Source organism: Pedobacter sp. ISL-64 (genome assembly GCF_018613605.1).
Lineage (GTDB): Bacteria > Bacteroidota > Bacteroidia > Sphingobacteriales > Sphingobacteriaceae > Pedobacter.
Genome location: NZ_JAGGPU010000006.1, coordinates 604,547 through 623,356, shown reverse-complemented (window position 1 = coordinate 623,356; position 18,810 = coordinate 604,547). Strand labels below are relative to the sequence as shown.

Below are 18,810 nucleotides of genomic sequence, written 5' to 3'. Positions count from 1 at the left end.
ATCTATATGAACCACCTGTCTGCATTCGATTATGCTGTTTTTTTGATGTATTTTATTATTGTTTCGGCATATGGCTATTGGGTTTATCGGAGCAAGAAAAAAAAACGTACCGATACCAAAGATTATTTTCTGGCAGAAGGCTCGCTTACCTGGTGGGCAATTGGTGCATCTATCATTGCTTCTAATATTTCTGCCGAGCATTTTATTGGCATGTCGGGTTCGGGTTTTGCTATGGGGCTTGCCATTGCAAGTTACGAATGGATGGCAGCCGCCACGCTAATTATTGTAGCCATATTCTTTCTACCCATTTATATTAAGAACAAAATTTACACCATGCCACAGTTCCTGTCTAACCGCTATAATAATACGGTGAGTACACTGATGGCTGTTTTTTGGTTACTCGTTTATGTGTTTGTAAACTTAACGTCTATTTTCTTTCTTGGTGCCATTGCTATTGAAACCATTACAGGCGTTCCTTTTAATATATGCATCATTTTCCTGGCCATTTTTTCTGCTATCATTACGCTGGGTGGGATGAAGGTAATTGGTTATACCGATGTAATACAGGTTTTTGTTTTAGTTGCAGGTGGGTTGATTACCTGTTATATGGCACTTAAACTCGTAGCCGAAAAATTAGATGCGCCAAGTGTTTTAGCCTCGCTTCCATTATTACGCAGTGAAGCGTCTGATCATTTTCATATGATATTTTCGAAAGGAGATAAATTCTACAACGAACTGCCAGGTATTGCGGTACTGGTAGGTGGTTTGTGGATCAATAATTTAAATTATTGGGGCTGTAACCAGTATATCGTTCAAAGGGCATTGGGAGCTGATTTAAAGACCGGGCGCAACGGACTAATATTTGCTGCATTTTTAAAATTACTAATTCCGGTAATTGTTGTTATTCCAGGTATTGCGGCCTATGTGCTTTATCAACGTGGTTATTTTCATTCCGAAATGCTAGATGCAGCAGGAACAGTTAAACCCGATCATGCTTATCCGGTGCTCATGAATTTATTGCCCGCAGGGATAAAAGGTTTGGCTTTCGCCGCGCTCACTGCTGCCATTGTGGCCTCTCTGGCCGGTAAATGTAACAGTATAGCCACCATTTTTACACTGGATATTTACAAAAAGTTTATCAAACCCGAAGCTTCAGAAACACGTTTGGTTTCAGTTGGTCGGTGGTCTGTGGTTATTGCATCCTTAATTGCTATCGTTATTGCGCCTGCATTGCGCAGTTTTGATCAGGTTTATCAGTTCATTCAAGAATATGTCGGTTTTATTTCACCGGGTGTTTTTGCCATCTTTTTACTGGGCTTTTTTTGGAAGAAAACCACTTCTCGCGCAGCCCTTACTGCTGCATTATTAACCATACCATTATCTATCTTATTTAAATTTTTGCCCACATTAACCGATGGGGCCATTGAACCAATCCCTTTCTTAAACAGGATGTCGTGGGTATTTGTGATCATCATCGTTTTGATGGTTTTGGTTACACTAACCGATCCGAAAAGTAAAGATAATCCACAGGGTCTTGAAATAGACCGTAGCATGTTTAAGGTTACTCCGGCATTTACCATTGCCTCGGTTATAATATGTGGTATTCTTGCAGCACTTTATACCGTTTTTTGGTAAACGGGTCTTTGCCTAAAATAGCCCTATATATTTATTCCTAATGAATTGAAAATGAAGATCAAAATATTACTCTTTTTTGCAATGCTGATTTCTTTCGGTACACTGGCCCAAAATAAATTATACAATATTAAAAACTACGGCGCAGTTGGCGATGGCAAAACCAATGATGCAGCTGCTATTCAGAAAACCATCGATGCCTGTGCAGCAGCAGGCGGCGGGCAGGTAATTGTACCAGCTGGTTATGTGTTTTTAACTGGTCCTTTTAACTTAAAATCGTTCATCGATTTAAGAGTGGAGGGTGGTGCTAAGCTCTTGGCTAGTCCGGATGAAAAATTATATACTCAAAGTGCCTTTCGTGAAAACAAAGGCGAGGGAACCATTTGGATAGGCGGAGAAAAACTAGAACAGGTAAGCATCAGTGGAACAGGCGTAATTGATGGAAATGGGATTTCGTTTATGGGGGAGGAGCTTAGCGACTCGTATGTGTTAAAACCCTTTAATGTTGTAGACCCCAGGCCGCATTTGCTTACTTTGATCGGTTGTAATAAACTGAACATAGATGGGGTAACTTTTCAGAATTCAGCCTACTGGACGGTCCATTTAGTGGGTTGTAATGATGTATCGATATCAAATATTACGCTGTTGAACAGTATTAAAATCCGTAACAGCGATGGGATTGATCTTGATCATAGTAAAAATGTGAGGATTACCAATTGTTTTATCGAATCAGGTGATGATTGTATCTGCTTAAAAAACAGACGTGAATTTGAAGAATATGGTGCCTGCGAAAATATTGTGATTAGTAACTGCACCATGACCTCTAGCTCATGCGCCATTAAAATAGGTTCTGAAAATATGGACCGGATCAGTAATGTGCTCATCAATAACTGTAATATCAGGAAAAGCAACCGCGGTATTGGTATTCAAAATCGTGATGAGGGCACAGTAAACAACGTAATTTTCTCCAATCTGTTTATCGAATCCAAACTTTTTTCGGATGTATGGTGGGGCAAGGCAGAGCCGATTTATATTACTGCTTACCCAAGAGCAACCAGCAACAATAAAGATGCTGGTTGGCGTTTACCAAAAGGACAAACCAAGGGAAAGGTAGGAGCGGTTAAAAATATTTATTTCAGTAATATCAGATGTACGGGAGAAAGTGGTGTGTATATCAGTGGCGAAAGTCCCGACAAAATTTCAGAGATCTACTTTGATCAGGTTAGTGTTTATCTTGATAAAACCACAAAGGAAGAAGGAGGCGTATACGACCGTAGGCCGAGCAATGTAGAAGGACTTGTTAAAAGTGCAATTGCAGGGTTTTATTTTGAAAATACGGGATACATCAGTGTACTTAACAGCAATGTGGCATGGGGAGTAAATAAACCTGGTTATGCCGGAAAAGCCATCGAACAAAAGAATGTAAGTAAGCTCAAAACGATGAACTTTAACGAAACTACTGTAGATAAATAATTAAGGCTTGCGCCAGTAAATGCTTCGGCTGTAGCCCCTTTTATAACCTACAGGAAGATCGTATTGATTTACATTGGCGCTTAATGAAGACTAGAGGTATAATTGATATTTATTGGAATTCAGGCTGTTGTTCTTTTTGAGTAATCTCGGCCATTGCAATTACAATTTCGTTAATGGTTTTGATGCTGAAGACATGTCTGCCAGCTAACCATCTTTTAATTTCATCAGGATTAATATCCAGTATGGAAGCAAGATGGTTTTCTGTTGCACCTCTTTCTGCAAGTACTTCTGTAGCTTTATTGGCAACTTCAAGATTTAGCTGCGCTAGTTTCTCAATCGCAGGATTTCCGGTTTCTTCCAGCCAGATAGAAACAAAATCGTTTTCTTCCATTTTATTCTTTTTACCTTTTAGAACAATCATATATTTTGTGTCAATTGTTCATTTGGGCGACAAATTTAGCGATTAAGCCCATTATTGCAAACCAGAATCAAAAGAAAAGCAATAATCAATGATTAGTGAATGGGCGTACTTAATATAATCGACGATTGTTCCTATCTTAGTGCTTGAAGCAGGTAGAATTTAATAGTGAAAACAGTTAAAGATTTTCTTTTCAATTATTCGTTTTAGCTTTACTCATATTACACCTTTCAAATTAGATCAATTTACAATGGCCTCAGAACAGAAATTCGTAGACTTTATAATAGATCAGATGGATTATTCCGGACATGTTACTTATAAAAAAATGTTTGGCGAATACGGCTTGTATTTTGATGATAAGTTGTTTGCACTAGTGTGCGATAACAAGCTGTTTGTTAAGCCAACTTTATCTGGAAGGGCATATATAAAAGATGTTGTGGAGGCACCTCCTTACCCAGGCACAAAAAATCAGTTTCTAATCGAAGAGCAGTTGGAAGATCGCGATTGGTTAAAAAAACTGGTTAGCATCACTGTAGCAGAACTGCCTGAACCCAAACCCAAGAAAAAGAAATGAGAACAGGGCCTTACATTCTTCGAGGTGGATGAATTGACCAAAAGCTAACTGTACGCACTAGGGTAGGCTGTTCTGGTGGTGCTTAAATTTGTAACAAGCTTGTTTTATTACCCATAATTAGGGGGGCTGTGCGGATGAAGGACTACTGTGGTACATATTTTAGCTATATTGGAACTATGAAAAATTTAGCCCTGTTTCTGTTACTATCACTCTCTCTTCGCCCTTTATTTGCACAGCAAACGCAAAAGCCAATGCTTTATGGGAACAGCTGGATGGCCATAACCGGAAAGCCGATGGCAGCAACAGCAGGGTCGATGATCTTTCAGCAAGGTGGAAATGCAGTTGATGCAGCATGTGCCATGTTGGCTGCTACCTGCACCATGTGGGATACTTTAAGCTGGGGAGGAGAAACACAGGCACTAATTTACAATCCGAATACAAAAAAGGTGATCGCGATTAATGCAATGGGCGTTGCCCCAACTGGAGCAACCGTAGCCTTTTTTAAAGCTAAAGGTTATAGTTTTCCACCAGAATACGGCCCCTTGGCTGCAACCACGCCAGGTACACCCGGCGGACTGATTTATATGCTGAGTAAATATGGTAGCATGAGCCTGGGGCAGGTTCTGGCACCTGCCATGCACATGGCTGCGGGTTATGCCATAGAAGCACAGGCTGCAAACAGTATGGAGCGCGATAAAGAATTGATCAAAACCTGGCCTTACAGTAAAAAAGTGCTATTGCCACATTTGGGCGAAAAGCGTGAGGCGCCAGAAGCAGGTGAGGTTTTTATTCAAAAAGATCTTTTGGCCACCCTAACCAAAATGGTTGAAGCAGAGCAAGCTGCGTTGAAGAAAGGTAGCTCTCGACAAGAGGCATTAATGGCTGCTTACGATCGTTTTTATAAAGGAGACATCGCCAAGGAATTCGTGCGTGGGAGTAAAGAACAAGGAGGTCTGATTACCATGGATGATCTTGCTAAATGGAAACCAGTTGAAGAAGAAGCATTAAGCACCGATTATAAAGGGATTAAAGTATACAAATTACAACAGTGGACACAAGGTCCTGTTTTACTGCAAGCTTTGAATATATTAGAGAATTTCGACCTAAAAGCAATGGGCTACAATAGCTCAAAATATATCCATACTGTTTATCAGGCCATGAACCTTTCTTTTGCAGATCGCGATTTTTATTATGGTGATCCAAACCAAAGTCCTGCTGAACCAATGAAAGGTCTGTTAAGTAAAGATTATGCAAAACAAAGGGCCTCGCTTATTCAGCTTGATAAAAATGATGTAAACACTGGTCCTGGCGATCCTTATCTATACGAAGGCAAGAAAAACCCTTATTTAAATCTATTAAAAAGTAGAGGCTTTAATCCTGATACAACCAAGCGTAACTTTGCGCCAAAGCACGACCTTGGGAACAATACGCCAAAAGAAATTTATGAAGGCCGTTTGTGGAGGGGAACAACATCGATAGAGGCTGCAGACAAGGCCGGTTGGGTAGTATCTGTTACCCCAAGTGGTGGCTGGCTTCCGGCCTGTATTGCCGGTAATACAGGCATTGGGATGAGTCAAAGGATGCAAAGTTTTGTGCTCGATTCTACCTTAAATCCCTTCAATGTTGTTGCACCGGGCAAAAGGCCAAGGGTAACCCTGTCGCCTTCATTGTTTATCAAAGATGGTAAACCATTTGTATCGGCTGCAGTTCAGGGCGGAGATACCCAGGATCAGAACTTGCTGCAGTTCTTTTTAAATATGGCTGAGTTTGGTATGAATGTGCAAAAGGCAACCGAAGCGGCTAACTTTAACACGAATCAGCTTTGGCTTTCATTGGGTGGTACTAAAACGAGCGACAGAGCACCAAAACCTGGTCAGATTTTGTTAAATACCAACACGAAAGAGGAGGTGCGCAATGAATTGAAAAAAATGGGTTATATCCTCAGTTTTTCTGAACGGACCAGTGGGCCAATCAATGCCATTTATTTTGATTGGAAGCACAATAGTTTGCAAGGTGGCTCGAGTAACCATGGCGAAGATTATGGTATTGCATGGTAATACATTGGTTCGATGAATGATATGCACTACATTTTGATTAGCGCCTAAAAATAACACTTTGGTCTTCGGCTCTTTTTGGTTTCTATATAATAGCCAACTGAGATTTCGTGCGAGCCATAATCATAATTGCTCAGTTTATTGAGGCTGTAATCGTAACCATAACCAATACGCAGGTTAGATTTTATAAACAATTCGCTGATGAAACCAACTGCCGCTCTACTGGTTAATCCAGGCTGCAGGTTTTCTTTAGGATAAATTTTTACCGAAGTGCGATAAACTGCACCAAGCCAGAAGCGCTCTTTTACCAGTAAAAAGGCATTTAAATCTAATGACGTTGGTCCATGTAAATCATCTTTAATTAAAAAGGTTGGTTTAAAAACAAAATCGTCATTTACAGGTAATGCTACCCCTGCACTCAAGTAAAAATGAGGCTGAATTTTAACGTTTAGCGAATTGTAATCGTCAAATACCGATAAGGTTTTTGACAAGAGGTTATTTGCCGAAAAACCGATAAAAAATTGCTCATTTGAATAATGAATGCCGGCGCGTATATCGGGCATGGTCTGACTTATTGATCCTGTCGGAATACGGTTATCGCCGATTTCGATAGGATCTAACAAATTGCCGTTTAAGGAGGTCTGTATTACACCTACACCTAAACCGAAAGCGAGGATATTAGTTTCAGTACGATCAAGTTTTATCCTGTAAGCGAAATTTGCCGATGCATTTAAAGTGTTTTGTGCACCTATTTTGTCCTTGGTTACAATCATCCCCAGACCAATACTTTCGTCATTTATAGCCTCATCTGCAGATATAGAAAGGGTTTGTGGTGCGCCCCGAACACCAGTCCATTGTGCTCTGGCGAAAGCCTGTAAGTAAAGCTCTTCTTTATAACCCGCATATGCAGGATTGATGTACATGTTATTAAAAACATATTGCCCAAATTGGGCATCTTGTTGCGCAAAAACCTTAACAGATAATATCGTAATGGTCAAAACAAGAAATATCCTTTTCAAAATGTTCATGTCTGTATTTTGTTTTATTTACCTGATTACCGTTACATAACCTTTGTAATCTTGCCAGGTTGCTGTTCCATTTCTAACTTTAATCACGTAGAAGTAAGTTCCATCCGTTAATCCTGGAGCAGTCCAGTCGTTCTTATAGTGATTGGATTGATAAACCGTACTTCCCCAACGGTTAATAATTGTTATTTCGTTCGATTCAAAAGATTCCAGGTGTTCAATATAAAAAGTGTCGTTCTTGCCGTCCCCATTGGGCGTGAAGACATTTGGTATTCTTAAACCTGAAATCTCTTTTTTATCAGTTGATGTATTATTGGCCAGGTTAGGGTCAAATTCTGTTGCAGTAACAGTCGCTGTATTAGTCACCATACCCGATTGCTTGGATCTTACCCTGATTACCAGCTCAGCAAACTTGCCATTGGCCAGTAAGGGAATGTTCCAGTTAATGGTTCGGTTTAGCTGATCGTAGCTCGCTATTCCATCTGTTGGCTGGGCCAGGTTTTCTAAAGAAAGGTTATCAGGAAGCGCATCTTTAATCATCAGTTGGGTGGCATCATCTTTACCATTATTTCTAACATTCAGGTAATATTCGAAAACCTGATCGCCCACTACAATTTTTGATTCTGATCGCTTTGTTATGGCTACATCCGCAATAAGCTGTGGCAATACAATAACCTCTATTTCATCTGAAATATCGGATGTGCAACCAAATTTATTTACAGTAGCTACTTTATAAATGCCTGCGGTGGCGGTGATAAGTGTTGCTTTGTTTTGGTTCTTCACTAACACATCATCCTTGTACCATATATATAAAGCCGCTCCAGCCGAATTTGCACGCAAAACCACCGACGACCCTTGTCTGATCGTAATGGTTTGCCGCCCATTGGGAGCAATATGGCCCTTTGCTGTTTGAATAAAAAACAACAATATAGCCAAAGCCAGAAAGGAGTATATCCTTAGCTTCATTTATACAACAATCATCAGAAAAACGAAAACCGGCCTAGAAAGTAACTGCTGTTGCCGTGCCGGTGATGGTTCCTGGAGTAATGGTTGGTTTTACAGGCTTAGCGGTTACCGTAACATCATGATCTGCCCATTGCGGACAATATTTATTACCGTTAATTACATAACCTACTTTTAGCCTATGCGTTTTTGTTCCAACAGTTGCAGGTGCCGATGGCGTATAGTCTTTTGTTGTAGCACCTGATATAGCAGTTTCTACTCCTCCTGTTACCGTATACCACTGATAGGCCAAAGTTGGAATGTTGGTAGCATCAGGATTGGTAACAGCACTAACTTGGGCCAATGGGCTTTCGAGACAGAAATCAGCAGGCGTAAAATTAACAGTCAAAGGTTGAAGCACATATACCGGAATTTCTTGTAATTCAGATTCGCAGGAGCCTGGAGTGGTTGATTTAGAACTTAAATAATAATAGCCTGTGTTTAAATCAGCCGCTGCGATTTTATTTCCCGAAACTAAAGCGACACCTGTACTTGGTGTAGCAGTTTGCGTTGCACTGTATTTAACAATCCAGTCTTCTCCTGCTGGTGCCGCAGGCAATGTAAGGTCCGAGCCTTTGCAGAATAAATTAACTCCGCTTGTGGTTGGTAATACCTGAGCCGATACTGTTGAAAATGTGCAGACTAACAGAAATGTAAAGGCTAAAATTGATTTTGTAATTAAATTGTTCATGGGGACTTTTTTTTTGTTTGATTAATATTGTGAACTAGTTTGTACCAACACATGTGGTGCTGATGGTTTTGGATTTATTTTAATAGTGAAATTAATTTGAGTACTGCAACCCGCTGCATTTTTAATGGTCAACACACCAGAATGGATGCCCAATGCAGCATTGACTGGAATGTTAAGCGGAATATTTCCTGCTGGCAAAGGTTGATTGCTAACTGGATCAAAACCTGACGTATTCCAGGTAATGCTATATGTTGTTGGACTGTTTAAAGCGTTGGTATAAGGGAGTGATGATGTGGTGAAACCCTGACAGATTTCAGGTTCGGTACCCAATGTTAAATTTGGAAGCCCGTTTACAATTACAATAAAATCGGTTGTTTTCTCCGCGCAGCCCTTTGCTGTGGCTGTTATAGTTGCTGTTCCTGCAAATGTATTATCCCAGGTTACTTTACCACTGTTTGCATCAATAATACCTGCCGATAGTGGTAAAATGGAGTAGGCTATGCTCGTGGCGTTGGTTGCCGTCGCAACATAGCTATCGGTTCCGGTACCAGCACAACGTTTATCGGTTAATCCGGTATTAAAAACAGGAGTACTTACATTTCCATTTACCGTTATTGAACCTGTTGTAGTGAATGGAGTTCCTGTAGTATTAGAAACGGTATAAGTTTTTGGTGGACCTGCTGTAGTTGGCGTACCTGAAATGGTGACTTTTTTAGGAGATGAGCTATTGGTATAAGTTATCCCAGCTGGTAAACCTGTAACTTGAATGCCATTTGAACCTGATGGGATACTGATAATAATATCGTTCATGGCTGTACCCACACATACTTCTCTATCTTTAGAGCCAGTTATGGTGCTAACCGAGCTCTGATCGTTAGTGGTTACCTGATCAGGCTGCGAGCCAGTAATCGTTGCGGTGTTAATATTAGTTCCTGTTGCTACAACTTTTGCTGTGATGCTTAAGGAGATACTGGCATTACTGGCCAAATCGCCAATAGTCCATATACCCGAAATAGGATCATAACTCGTGCTTGATGGCGCTATGCTCGATACATAAGTAAAACCGCTAGGAAGCAGATCTGTAACCGATACCCCAACTGCATTGCCATCGCCCAAATTTTCGGCCTTAAGCGTAAATACCACATTGCTGTTTAACTCCGGATAAGCGATATCAACTGTTTTGGTAATGGCGCGGTCGATATTACAAAGTGAAACCTTTATTGGGAGAGAAGGTGCACTCAGCCCGCAATCTAAACTATAACTCACCGAATAATTGCCAGATGTACTAGCCACATAAGTATTGGTATTTGCACCACTAATCGGAACTTCGTTAAGATACCATTGATAATTGGAAGCATTTGGAGTTGCTGTAAGTGTTGCTGATGCACAGTTTGTTTGTGATACCACTGGCTGAGCGCCCTTTTCGGGAAAACGTGAAATGAAATTAGACATCGAAAAAGCACTACTTTGCTGTACCATAGAAACAGTAAGCCTGCTGGAACTTGTTATTATAATTGTACTTGGCGATCCAATATCAGCACGTGTAAAACTAACTAGAGATAAGCCCGTACTACCTAAGGATTTACGGGTACCAATACCTGCTATAGTTTCTATATCTGTATTGTTGTAAAGCGGAGTGCCATTTGCATTAAGATAAATTCTATCTGCACTACTGGTAATGATATAGCCAAAGTAATCGAGGTTGGTGGTTTGAACGTAAGCAGTAAACTTTGAGGTTTCAACTCGCTTTGATCCCGAGCAACTGGATATTGGGACTAAGGTAGCCACATCTACTTCACAACCTGCACCGCCAGAGGCGCCCGCTGTGCCTGAAAAAACTTCAATATTTTTTGTTGCTGAAATCCAGGTCGAAGAATATCTTCCTGTATTACTTGCGGGGTCATATGGGCTACTCAGATAGCCATGATTAAAGGTTTGCTTATCTCCCGCTTGTGCCAAATTGTAGGTTGTGGTACCTTTTTGAACACCATTTTGATCAAAATGTATCACTGTAAAGCTGGTGTTTGCCTCAGTTGCAATTACAGTAGTTTGCTCTGCAGTCATATTACCCTCACCTCTAACCACCACATATTCTCTACCTAAGGAGGCAATAGGCGGAATTGGATTGTAGGCACCATCTCCACAGCCTCCGGGAGCATCCAGATCGGCTGCGGTATTCATTACCGCCGATCCTGACGATTCTACCAAGGTTCCCATTGGGGCAGTGAATAAATAACTTTGTCCGGCATTTAATGTTGCCTTTGCTACACCAGCTATTTTAACAATCGTATTATTTTCGATGGCCATAATGCTATAGATCGGTGGATGAGCATTACTGGCAAGATCACCGTCCCGATAATAACCTACACGAAAAGACGTTCCAATTGCCGCATCACCAAAGCTAAAAAGAGAGGCGTTACCCTTAATATCGGTATCCGCACCGTCAGTTCCCAAATTATCCGAAGCTACATTTCTTAAATTCACTGAAATAGATCCAGTGGCCTCTATAATTAACCCGGCTCCCGTCAGTACGGTATTTAGTTGGTGCGCAGGTACATCTTTTGGTAATCCGGTAAAGCGCTGTACGTAAGGTACACCTTGTGTGCAGGTGAAATTAAATAATACTGTACCATCACTTTTCTTAATTGTTCCCGTAACTGTTCCAATATCTGATGTAATAACAATTTCGTTGGCTTTACTCCAGTATTGCCATGGGGCCGGCGCAATATAATGTTTAGAATAGCTGGTTGCAGGTAAACGTTTTAGGCTGTTTGTGCCGGCTTTTAAAGAATGAAGGGATAAATTGTTAAAGCTAGTATTAGTTATGGTTCCAATTTCATCGCGTGCAAATGCAATATTTGCTGAGCAGAGCAATATTAATCCCAGTAATCCGTTAAATAAAAACAGCAGAAAAGCCTTAATCATAAATAACTTGTTGGAACCCATATATGGCTTAACATGGATCTAATAATTTATTAAAAGCTGAGGACTTTTTAATAAATTTTAGCATAACAAATCACTTACCTATCTAGATTAGGTTTGATCTATTATGTAGCTCGAATGTGTCAGTTTGTTTGGTTCTTTTGGTCGAAAGTAATTAAAAAAATGCACTAAAAAATGCCCCTAATATTAATTTTTAATGCACTCTAAAGCTATTTAAAGGCGTTTTTTGCATAAATTAAATCAGCTGTATTTCTACTGATACGTCTTTGATTAAAAATCGATTATTTTCTTTCTGTCTATTTGAGTTTTTTTAATAAACAACTTATTTGTAGTCAATTAATTATGGTGTTTTTTTGAGTCTAGAATATAATGAAAAGCATTTGGACGAGAAAAAATGATTTTTTTATATAAAATAATACGATTGGCATAGATATTTACCTTATTTGTGACTTAAAAGCTATAAGCCTATCGATCCCCATTTTAAAATTAACCCTGGTCAATGGAAGGGACCTTATGGTGTTTTGATTTTCATTTCAGTCATCCATGCCATACATTGTTCAAGCCATTTATCGGTTCTCGTGGCGTTTTTTAAACCAAAACCATGTCCACCTGTAGCGTAAATATGCATTTCGGCCTTTACCCCGCTGTTTTTAAGTGACTGATAATAGTTTATCGTATTAGCAACAGGTACTACTTTATCATCACTGCAATGAATCAAAAAAGCAGGAGGAGTATCTTTATTTACCTGTAGCTCATTCGAATATTCAGCTGTTTTTTCTGTCGATGCACTATCTCCGATTAAAGCTTTTTTAGATCCTTTGTGCAGAATGCTATCCTGAAAGGTAATAACAGGGTAAATAAGTATTGAAAAATCTGGTCGAAGATTTGTTTTTTCCTGATTTGGTATCACTACATTTTTATAATGGGTAGATACAGTGGAGGCAACATGACCTCCGGCCGAGAAACCCATTATCCCAACTTTTGCCGTATCAATGTTCCATTCTTTAGCCCGTTCGCGCACTGTTTTTATGGCTTGTTCGGCATCCTGTAATGGCCCGATTGAACGATTTTCCATAATCAGATCATTGGGTAACCTGTATTTTAACACAAAGGCCGCTATACCTTGTTTATTTAACTCTTTTGCAACCTCGGTGCCCTCGTTGTTCATCACCAGATAAGAATAACCCCCACCAGGACATATAATTACTGCGGCACTCTTACCATTGTTTTTTTCGGGGAGAAAAACGGTTAAAGTTGGCTGGGTAACGTATCTGGTTAGTATTCTGCCATTTTTGGCGGTATCTGTTTTTTCTGTTAAATCGGCCTTAATGGCGTTCGGTACATTTTTGTAAAGCAGTACAATATTTTGTGCAAATAACCCCGCCTGGTTCATGTTAAGCATTAATGTAAATGCTAAAATTATTTTTTTCATATACTTGGTTTAAACAAAACTATAAAATTATTTTGTAAATATGTACTACATATTTTGTGAACATTTGTTTTTAAATCTAAAAGCGCGAACTATTTTTCAAATGTTTTTGTACTACATAAAAACGAGTATATTTGAAGCTTCTAAATATGTATTTCTATGGCATTAAAAAGTGATTTAAGTTTGGATATCGATAAAATCTCATCTGATACAATGGCTGATGTGGTTGAAATGAGGTTAAGAGATTATTTCAAAAAGAAATCATTTAAACCTGGTGATGCACTACCGAAAGAACAGGAACTGGCTGAAGCGCTGGGGGTGAGCCGAAACGTTTTAAGGGAAGCTTTAAGTCGCTTGAGGATGCTTGGCATGATCGAGACTAAGAAAAAGAGGGGTATGATTTTATCAAGCCCTGATGTATTGGGCGGTTTTCAGCGTGTACTCGATCCGCTAATAATCAGTCCGGATGCACTACAGGATCTTTTTGAACTGAGGTTGATTTTAGAAATGGGCCTCGCGGATGTGCTTTTTTTGAATTTAAATGATAAAAGTATCCGTGAACTTGAAATAATTGCCAATAGCGAAAAGAAAAAGAACAAAGAAGCGTTCCGCATTGCCAACGAAATTGCCTTTCACGGTAAATTATACGAAATGGCCGGTAACGATACCTTAAAACGTTTCCAGCATATGCTTTTGCCGGTTTTTGGTTTTGTACTTCAGGTAGAAAATGAGTTTCTTTCTGGAAGTGTTAGCCATCAGGATCTGGTGGAAATTCTTAAATCTGGAAATAAAGATGATTTCAGAAATGGAATGTACGAACATCTAAAGCCTCATTTCGATCGATTGGAGGCACTCAAGAAAATAAATTAAGTTTTTATGTACTACATATTAATTTATTAATTACATTTGTTTTATGCAAGTCTGATTAGGCTTGCGCTAACCAAATTAATTTTTTTAAGTTATGTTTTACACCATCAAAAATCTGAAAAGGATTGGCGGGTTATGCTGCTTTTCTGCACTGATTTTGTACTGCATAAATACCACTTATGCGGCAGCCAATATTACAGCGAATAGGGTAGACAGTCTGAATTTCATTTTTAAAGCTGGCGAAAACGGTTATGCCTGTTTTCGTATTCCGGCCCTAATCCATACTCAAAACGGAAGCTTGCTTGCTTTTGCCGAAGCACGAAAAAACAATTGTGGTGATTCTGGAGATATTGACCTGGTGGTTAAACGTTCATTGGACAAGGGTAAAACCTGGACCGGCTTACAATTGGTGTGGAGCGATTCGACCAATACCTGTGGTAACCCTGTTCCCGTCCAGGATCAAGCTACTGGCAATATCATTTTAATTTCTACATGGAATTTGGGTACCGATCATGAAAAACAGATTATGGATGGCTCATCGAAAGACGGAAGGCATGTATATATGTTATCCTCCGGTGATGATGGAAAAACCTGGTCGGCTGCAACAGAGATTACTGCTCAAGTGAAAAAAGCAGGTTGGACCTGGTACGCAACCGGACCATGCCATGGCTTACAGGTGCTTAAAAGAAAATATGCTGGCCGATTGGTAGTGCCGATAAACCATGTAGAAACGGGTACTAATCAGAATTTTGCACACACCATTTATTCAGATGATCATGGCAAGAGCTGGAATTTAGGCAATAATACCCCTCAGGATAAAATGAACGAAACTACATTGGCCGAAATTTCGAAAGGCCGATTGATGTTGAACATGCGGAATAGTGACCGGACAATTAAAACAAGGCATACCACTGTAAGCGAAGATGGCGGTCAAAACTGGGCAAATGTACAGGTAGATACAACTTTAATAGAGCCCATCTGCCAGGGAAGTTTGCTGAGTCATTTTTATCGCAAAAATAAACCAACACTGCTTTTCAGCAATCCGGCAAATACAAAATTACGGGCAAATTTAACTTTACGTTTAAGCGAAAACGACGGCAAAACCTGGAAATATAAGATGGTTTTACACCCTGGTCCATCGGCCTACTCAGATATTGCAGTAATAGACAAACAAATAATCGGCTGCTTTTTCGAAGCAGGATATGCAAAGCCATATGAGGGCATTGTATTTAAAACTGTAAACTATTCAGATTTAACAAAATAATTAAGGCCGATTAGTCGGGCAGTGATTAATCAGCGAATTTCTATACTAACCAAATATGTAGTACATAAATACAAATAATAATTATGAGAAAAATTTTATTTATTTTCTTGTTGGCCGCAATTAACCTCTGTGGTTTAACAGGAGCTGCACAAACAACCGATGTGCAGGTATCGGGTACTGTTTCTGATGCGACAAAAAATGAAACGCTGCCAGGAGTAAGTGTAAAAGTAAAGGGCGCGCAGACCGCGACTGTTACAGATGCAAATGGAAAGTACACTTTACGGGTACCTCAAAATTCAATCCTTGTTTTTAGTTCAGTAGGTTATAACGAGCAAGAAGTAACGGTTGGAATAGGCGGTACAAAAAATGTACAATTAAATCCAAATGCACAGTCTTTAACCGATGTGGTAGTAGTGGGATATGTTAAGCAATCAAGAGAGAAAAATACAGCCGCCGTATCTAAACTGGATACCAAACAATTGGTTAATACCGCCAATGCAGGACCAATAGCAGCCATACAGGGTAAAATTGCCGGAGTTTCGGTACCGTTATCAAACGGGCAACCAGGTTCGGCTGGTACCAATATCATTATCCGTGGGGGGTCAAAACTTAATGTTTATGGAACAGGCACCGGTAATAGTGGTGGAGATCCTGTATTATCTTCTGATGCATCAAGTCCGCTGGTTATTGTAGACGGCGTTTTCAGGACGATGAAAGATCTAAATCCGGATGATATCGAATCATTGCAGGTAATGAAGGATGCGGCTTCAACAGCAATTTATGGTGCCCGTGGTGCAAATGGTGTAATTGTGATCAAAACCAAAAGCGGAAAATTTGGCTCAGGGAAACCCAATATTACCTTCAATTACCGTACAAACTGGGAAACTCCATCACGGATGTATGATTATTTAAGTGCCAAAGATTACCTCACACTTGCCAGAACAACAGCAAAAAGCACTTACGATTTAATTGATAAGAATACACTGTTAAATAATGGTGGTTTTTCTGCAGGAACAAAGGTGTACACTACCAAAGGCCAGTACGGTGTTGGAACAAATTTAACAGCGTTATACGATAACATTGTAGCGGTTGAAGGCCAGGGATATGTAGATAATTTATTGGCCAACGGCTGGCAGACTATGGATGATCCGATTAATCCGGGTACTAAACTGTTATTTGCCGACAATAATTACCAGGATCTGCTTTGGAATACCGGCATAAGCAATAATTACAATTTTGGGATTGATGGTGGCAGCCAGATTGCTACTTACAATATATCAATGAACTATGTTGATCAGGCAGGTACTTTTGTGGGCACAAGCTATAAAAGATATAGTGCGCTTGGAAATTTTGGGTTTAAAGCAAGCGAAAAACTACAGATCAATGCCATGCTTAACTACCAGAATGTACTGCCAAATTATGTAGATGCTTATACCAACGACCTGGTACGCGCTACACGCATTACACCTCTGATCAGAATTTTTAAAGATGATGGTACACCAACTACTGGTGAAAACCTAACAACAAGAAACCGCTTTCATACGCTGGCCTACGATAATACCAAAGCATCAACTGAAAGATTGGTTTCGAGGGTAGATGCAGATTGGGCTATTGTTAAAGGCTTGCATTACAGGCCAGCTTTGTCTTACTTAATTAGCGATGACAAAACTATTTTTTCAAGAAAAGCATTTCCCGATCCGATCCAGTTTGCAACCACCCGGTTAAAAACGGAGAATACCAACAACACCCGTCAGTTGATGATCGATCAGATCCTACAGTACGATTACACCTTAAAAGAAAATCATCATTTTACCGCATTGGCTGGGTTTAATTATACCAAAAATGACGGGAATAGTATCGATATAGGTTCACAACGTGGAACCAACGATTACATTACCACGATAAACGAACCGACTGTAACCACTATTAACGGTGTAACAGTAACCAATGTTACCAATTTCGGAACGCGCATTAACCAAACTAAATCTGCGAGTTTTTTCGGACAGCTGAGTTACGATTATAAAAGTAAATACCTTTTAAGCGGCGTATTGCGGAACGATGGTTTTTCAAATTTCGCCCCTGAAAATAAATGGGCATTATTTCCATCGGTTTCTGCGGGATGGAATATCCACAAAGAAGATTTCTGGAAATCGCATGTAGTGAGCACCTTAAAACTTAGGGGAAGCTGGGGACAGGCAGGTTCGAGCGATTTAGATTTAACCGATACTTATGGAAGTTATACCTCGGCGGTTTATGCACAGAATTCAGGTATACAACGTGCAAACTTATCCAACCCGAACCTGGTTTGGGAAACCACACAAACAACTGATGTTGCGGTAGAGGCAGGTTTTTTCAAGAACAGGGTGAATCTTACCGTCGATTTATATGATAAACTAACCAAAAATCGCATCGATTCTAAACCATTGCCCGCAGAGGCGCCATTTTCTACCATTACATTCAATAACGGAACAATCCAGAACAAAGGGATAGAAATCGAGCTTCAGGCAACCGTGCTGAAAATGAAAGATTTCGCCTGGAGCGCCAATTTCTCTTTTGCCTACAACGCGCAAAAAGTAATCAGTTTACCTAATAATGGCAGGTTAAAAAATAGACAGAACGGAGGCGTTGTCATCGATCCGAATACCGGTAAAGAAATTGAAGTGGGCGGATATGCAGAAGGCGAACGTCCGTTTGGTTACTACGCCTGGCAGGTAGAGAAGGTTTTTTCTACAGAGGCTGAAGCTGCCGCATGGGGTAAAGTAGATCAGATTGCTACGGCGGCTGGTATAACGGTAGGTAAACATGCGGGAGATTACAAGTTTGCAGATTTAAACAACGATAACATTATCGATAACCGCGATATGGTATTTATGGGCTATAAAACGCCAAATAAAATCGGAGGTTTTCAAAATACATTTACCTATAAAAGTTTTACGCTTAGGGTTAATATGGATTATGCTTTAGGCTTTGTGATCTCTGATGGCGCTTTAGCCAGATCTTTAGGACAGGGCAGGGCCTATAATGAAGGTGCTCCGGCACAAGCTTTAGGGAATGATATCTGGCAAAAATCTGGTGATGTGGATAAATTATATGCCCGTTTCTCTTTTGGGGACGCTGATTTCGGACAGAAAAACTTTATCAGACAGGGAGCCAGTACGGTAGGTACCGGAAGTGGTTATGCATCGGATGTTTCTACCATGATTTCGAAAGGAGACTTTTTAGCCTTACGCGAAATTTACCTGAGTTACGATCTGCCTAAAAACATCATGTCAAAAATAGGTTCAACCGGAATGAGTGTTTTTGCGAGCGTTACCAATGTTGGTTACCTCACTAAATACAAAGGGTTAAATCCTGAAACTTATACCGGATTCGACCCAGGAGGTTATCCTCGTCCAAGACAGTTCACCTTAGGCGCATCATTAAGATTTTAACATTTAA

13 protein-coding genes are annotated in these 18,810 nt (G+C 40.0%); 7 read left to right on the top strand and 6 right to left on the bottom strand.

Annotation, left to right across the window (positions count from 1 at the left end):
• The first annotated feature begins 6 nt into the window (after window positions 1–6).
• Window positions 7–1,635 (top strand): sodium/sugar symporter, encoded by a 1,629-nt coding sequence (locus J7E57_RS10645; RefSeq protein WP_215127813.1) that lies wholly within the window; start codon window positions 7–9, stop codon window positions 1,633–1,635.
• Window positions 1,636–1,686: 51 nt separating this feature from the next.
• Window positions 1,687–3,105, top strand: coding sequence for a glycoside hydrolase family 28 protein (locus tag J7E57_RS10640; protein WP_251029878.1), 1,419 nt, complete (start codon window positions 1,687–1,689; stop codon window positions 3,103–3,105).
• A gap of 109 nt (window positions 3,106–3,214) precedes the next feature.
• Here J7E57_RS10640 and J7E57_RS10635 read toward each other — a convergent pair whose 3' ends face one another.
• Entirely contained in the window at window positions 3,215–3,526 is a 312-nt protein-coding gene (locus J7E57_RS10635) for a hypothetical protein (RefSeq protein ID WP_215127811.1), read from the bottom strand.
• 247 nt (window positions 3,527–3,773) lie between these two features.
• Here J7E57_RS10635 and J7E57_RS10630 point away from each other — a divergent pair, with 247 nt between their 5' ends.
• Together J7E57_RS10630 and J7E57_RS10625 are read left to right on the top strand one after the other, a co-directional pair.
• Window positions 3,774–4,097, top strand: coding sequence for a TfoX/Sxy family protein (locus tag J7E57_RS10630; RefSeq protein ID WP_215127809.1), 324 nt, complete (start codon window positions 3,774–3,776; stop codon window positions 4,095–4,097).
• Between the two features lie 176 nt (window positions 4,098–4,273).
• Complete coding sequence (locus J7E57_RS10625) at window positions 4,274–6,154, top strand: gamma-glutamyltransferase family protein (RefSeq protein WP_215127807.1); 1,881 nt, start codon at window positions 4,274–4,276, stop codon at window positions 6,152–6,154.
• 44 nt (window positions 6,155–6,198) lie between these two features.
• Here the strand turns inward: J7E57_RS10625 and J7E57_RS10620 are convergent, their stop codons facing one another.
• The 5 genes from J7E57_RS10620 to J7E57_RS10600 all read right to left on the bottom strand — a co-directional run bounded on the left by J7E57_RS10620 (window position 6,199) and on the right by J7E57_RS10600 (window position 13,244).
• Window positions 6,199–7,179 (bottom strand): type IX secretion system membrane protein PorP/SprF, encoded by a 981-nt coding sequence (locus tag J7E57_RS10620; protein WP_251029877.1) that lies wholly within the window; start codon window positions 7,177–7,179, stop codon window positions 6,199–6,201.
• 18 nt (window positions 7,180–7,197) lie between these two features.
• Window positions 7,198–8,142, bottom strand: coding sequence for a gliding motility-associated C-terminal domain-containing protein (locus tag J7E57_RS10615; RefSeq protein ID WP_215127805.1), 945 nt, complete (start codon window positions 8,140–8,142; stop codon window positions 7,198–7,200).
• Window positions 8,143–8,176: 34 nt separating this feature from the next.
• Window positions 8,177–8,869 carry a hypothetical protein gene (locus tag J7E57_RS10610; protein WP_215127803.1) on the bottom strand — a complete coding sequence of 231 codons (693 nt, stop codon included), beginning with the start codon at window positions 8,867–8,869 and terminating at the stop codon, window positions 8,177–8,179.
• A 21-nt stretch (window positions 8,870–8,890) separates the two neighbouring features.
• Complete coding sequence (locus tag J7E57_RS10605; RefSeq protein WP_215127801.1) at window positions 8,891–11,794, bottom strand: DUF11 domain-containing protein; 2,904 nt, start codon at window positions 11,792–11,794, stop codon at window positions 8,891–8,893.
• 529 nt (window positions 11,795–12,323) lie between these two features.
• On the bottom strand, window positions 12,324–13,244 hold the full coding sequence (locus J7E57_RS10600; RefSeq protein ID WP_215127799.1) for an alpha/beta hydrolase: 921 nt from the start codon (window positions 13,242–13,244) through the stop codon (window positions 12,324–12,326).
• 156 nt (window positions 13,245–13,400) lie between these two features.
• On the opposite strand from J7E57_RS10600, the gene J7E57_RS10595 reads away from it, so the two are divergent.
• From J7E57_RS10595 to J7E57_RS10585, 3 genes are all read left to right on the top strand, one after another.
• Entirely contained in the window at window positions 13,401–14,111 is a 711-nt protein-coding gene (locus J7E57_RS10595) for a FadR/GntR family transcriptional regulator (RefSeq protein ID WP_215127797.1), read from the top strand.
• A gap of 91 nt (window positions 14,112–14,202) precedes the next feature.
• Window positions 14,203–15,372: a sialidase family protein gene (locus tag J7E57_RS10590; protein ID WP_215127795.1), complete on the top strand. Its 1,170-nt coding sequence runs from the start codon at window positions 14,203–14,205 to the stop codon at window positions 15,370–15,372.
• Between the two features lie 83 nt (window positions 15,373–15,455).
• Window positions 15,456–18,803 (top strand): SusC/RagA family TonB-linked outer membrane protein, encoded by a 3,348-nt coding sequence (locus J7E57_RS10585; RefSeq protein ID WP_215127793.1) that lies wholly within the window; start codon window positions 15,456–15,458, stop codon window positions 18,801–18,803.
• Window positions 18,804–18,810: the final 7 nt, after the last annotated feature.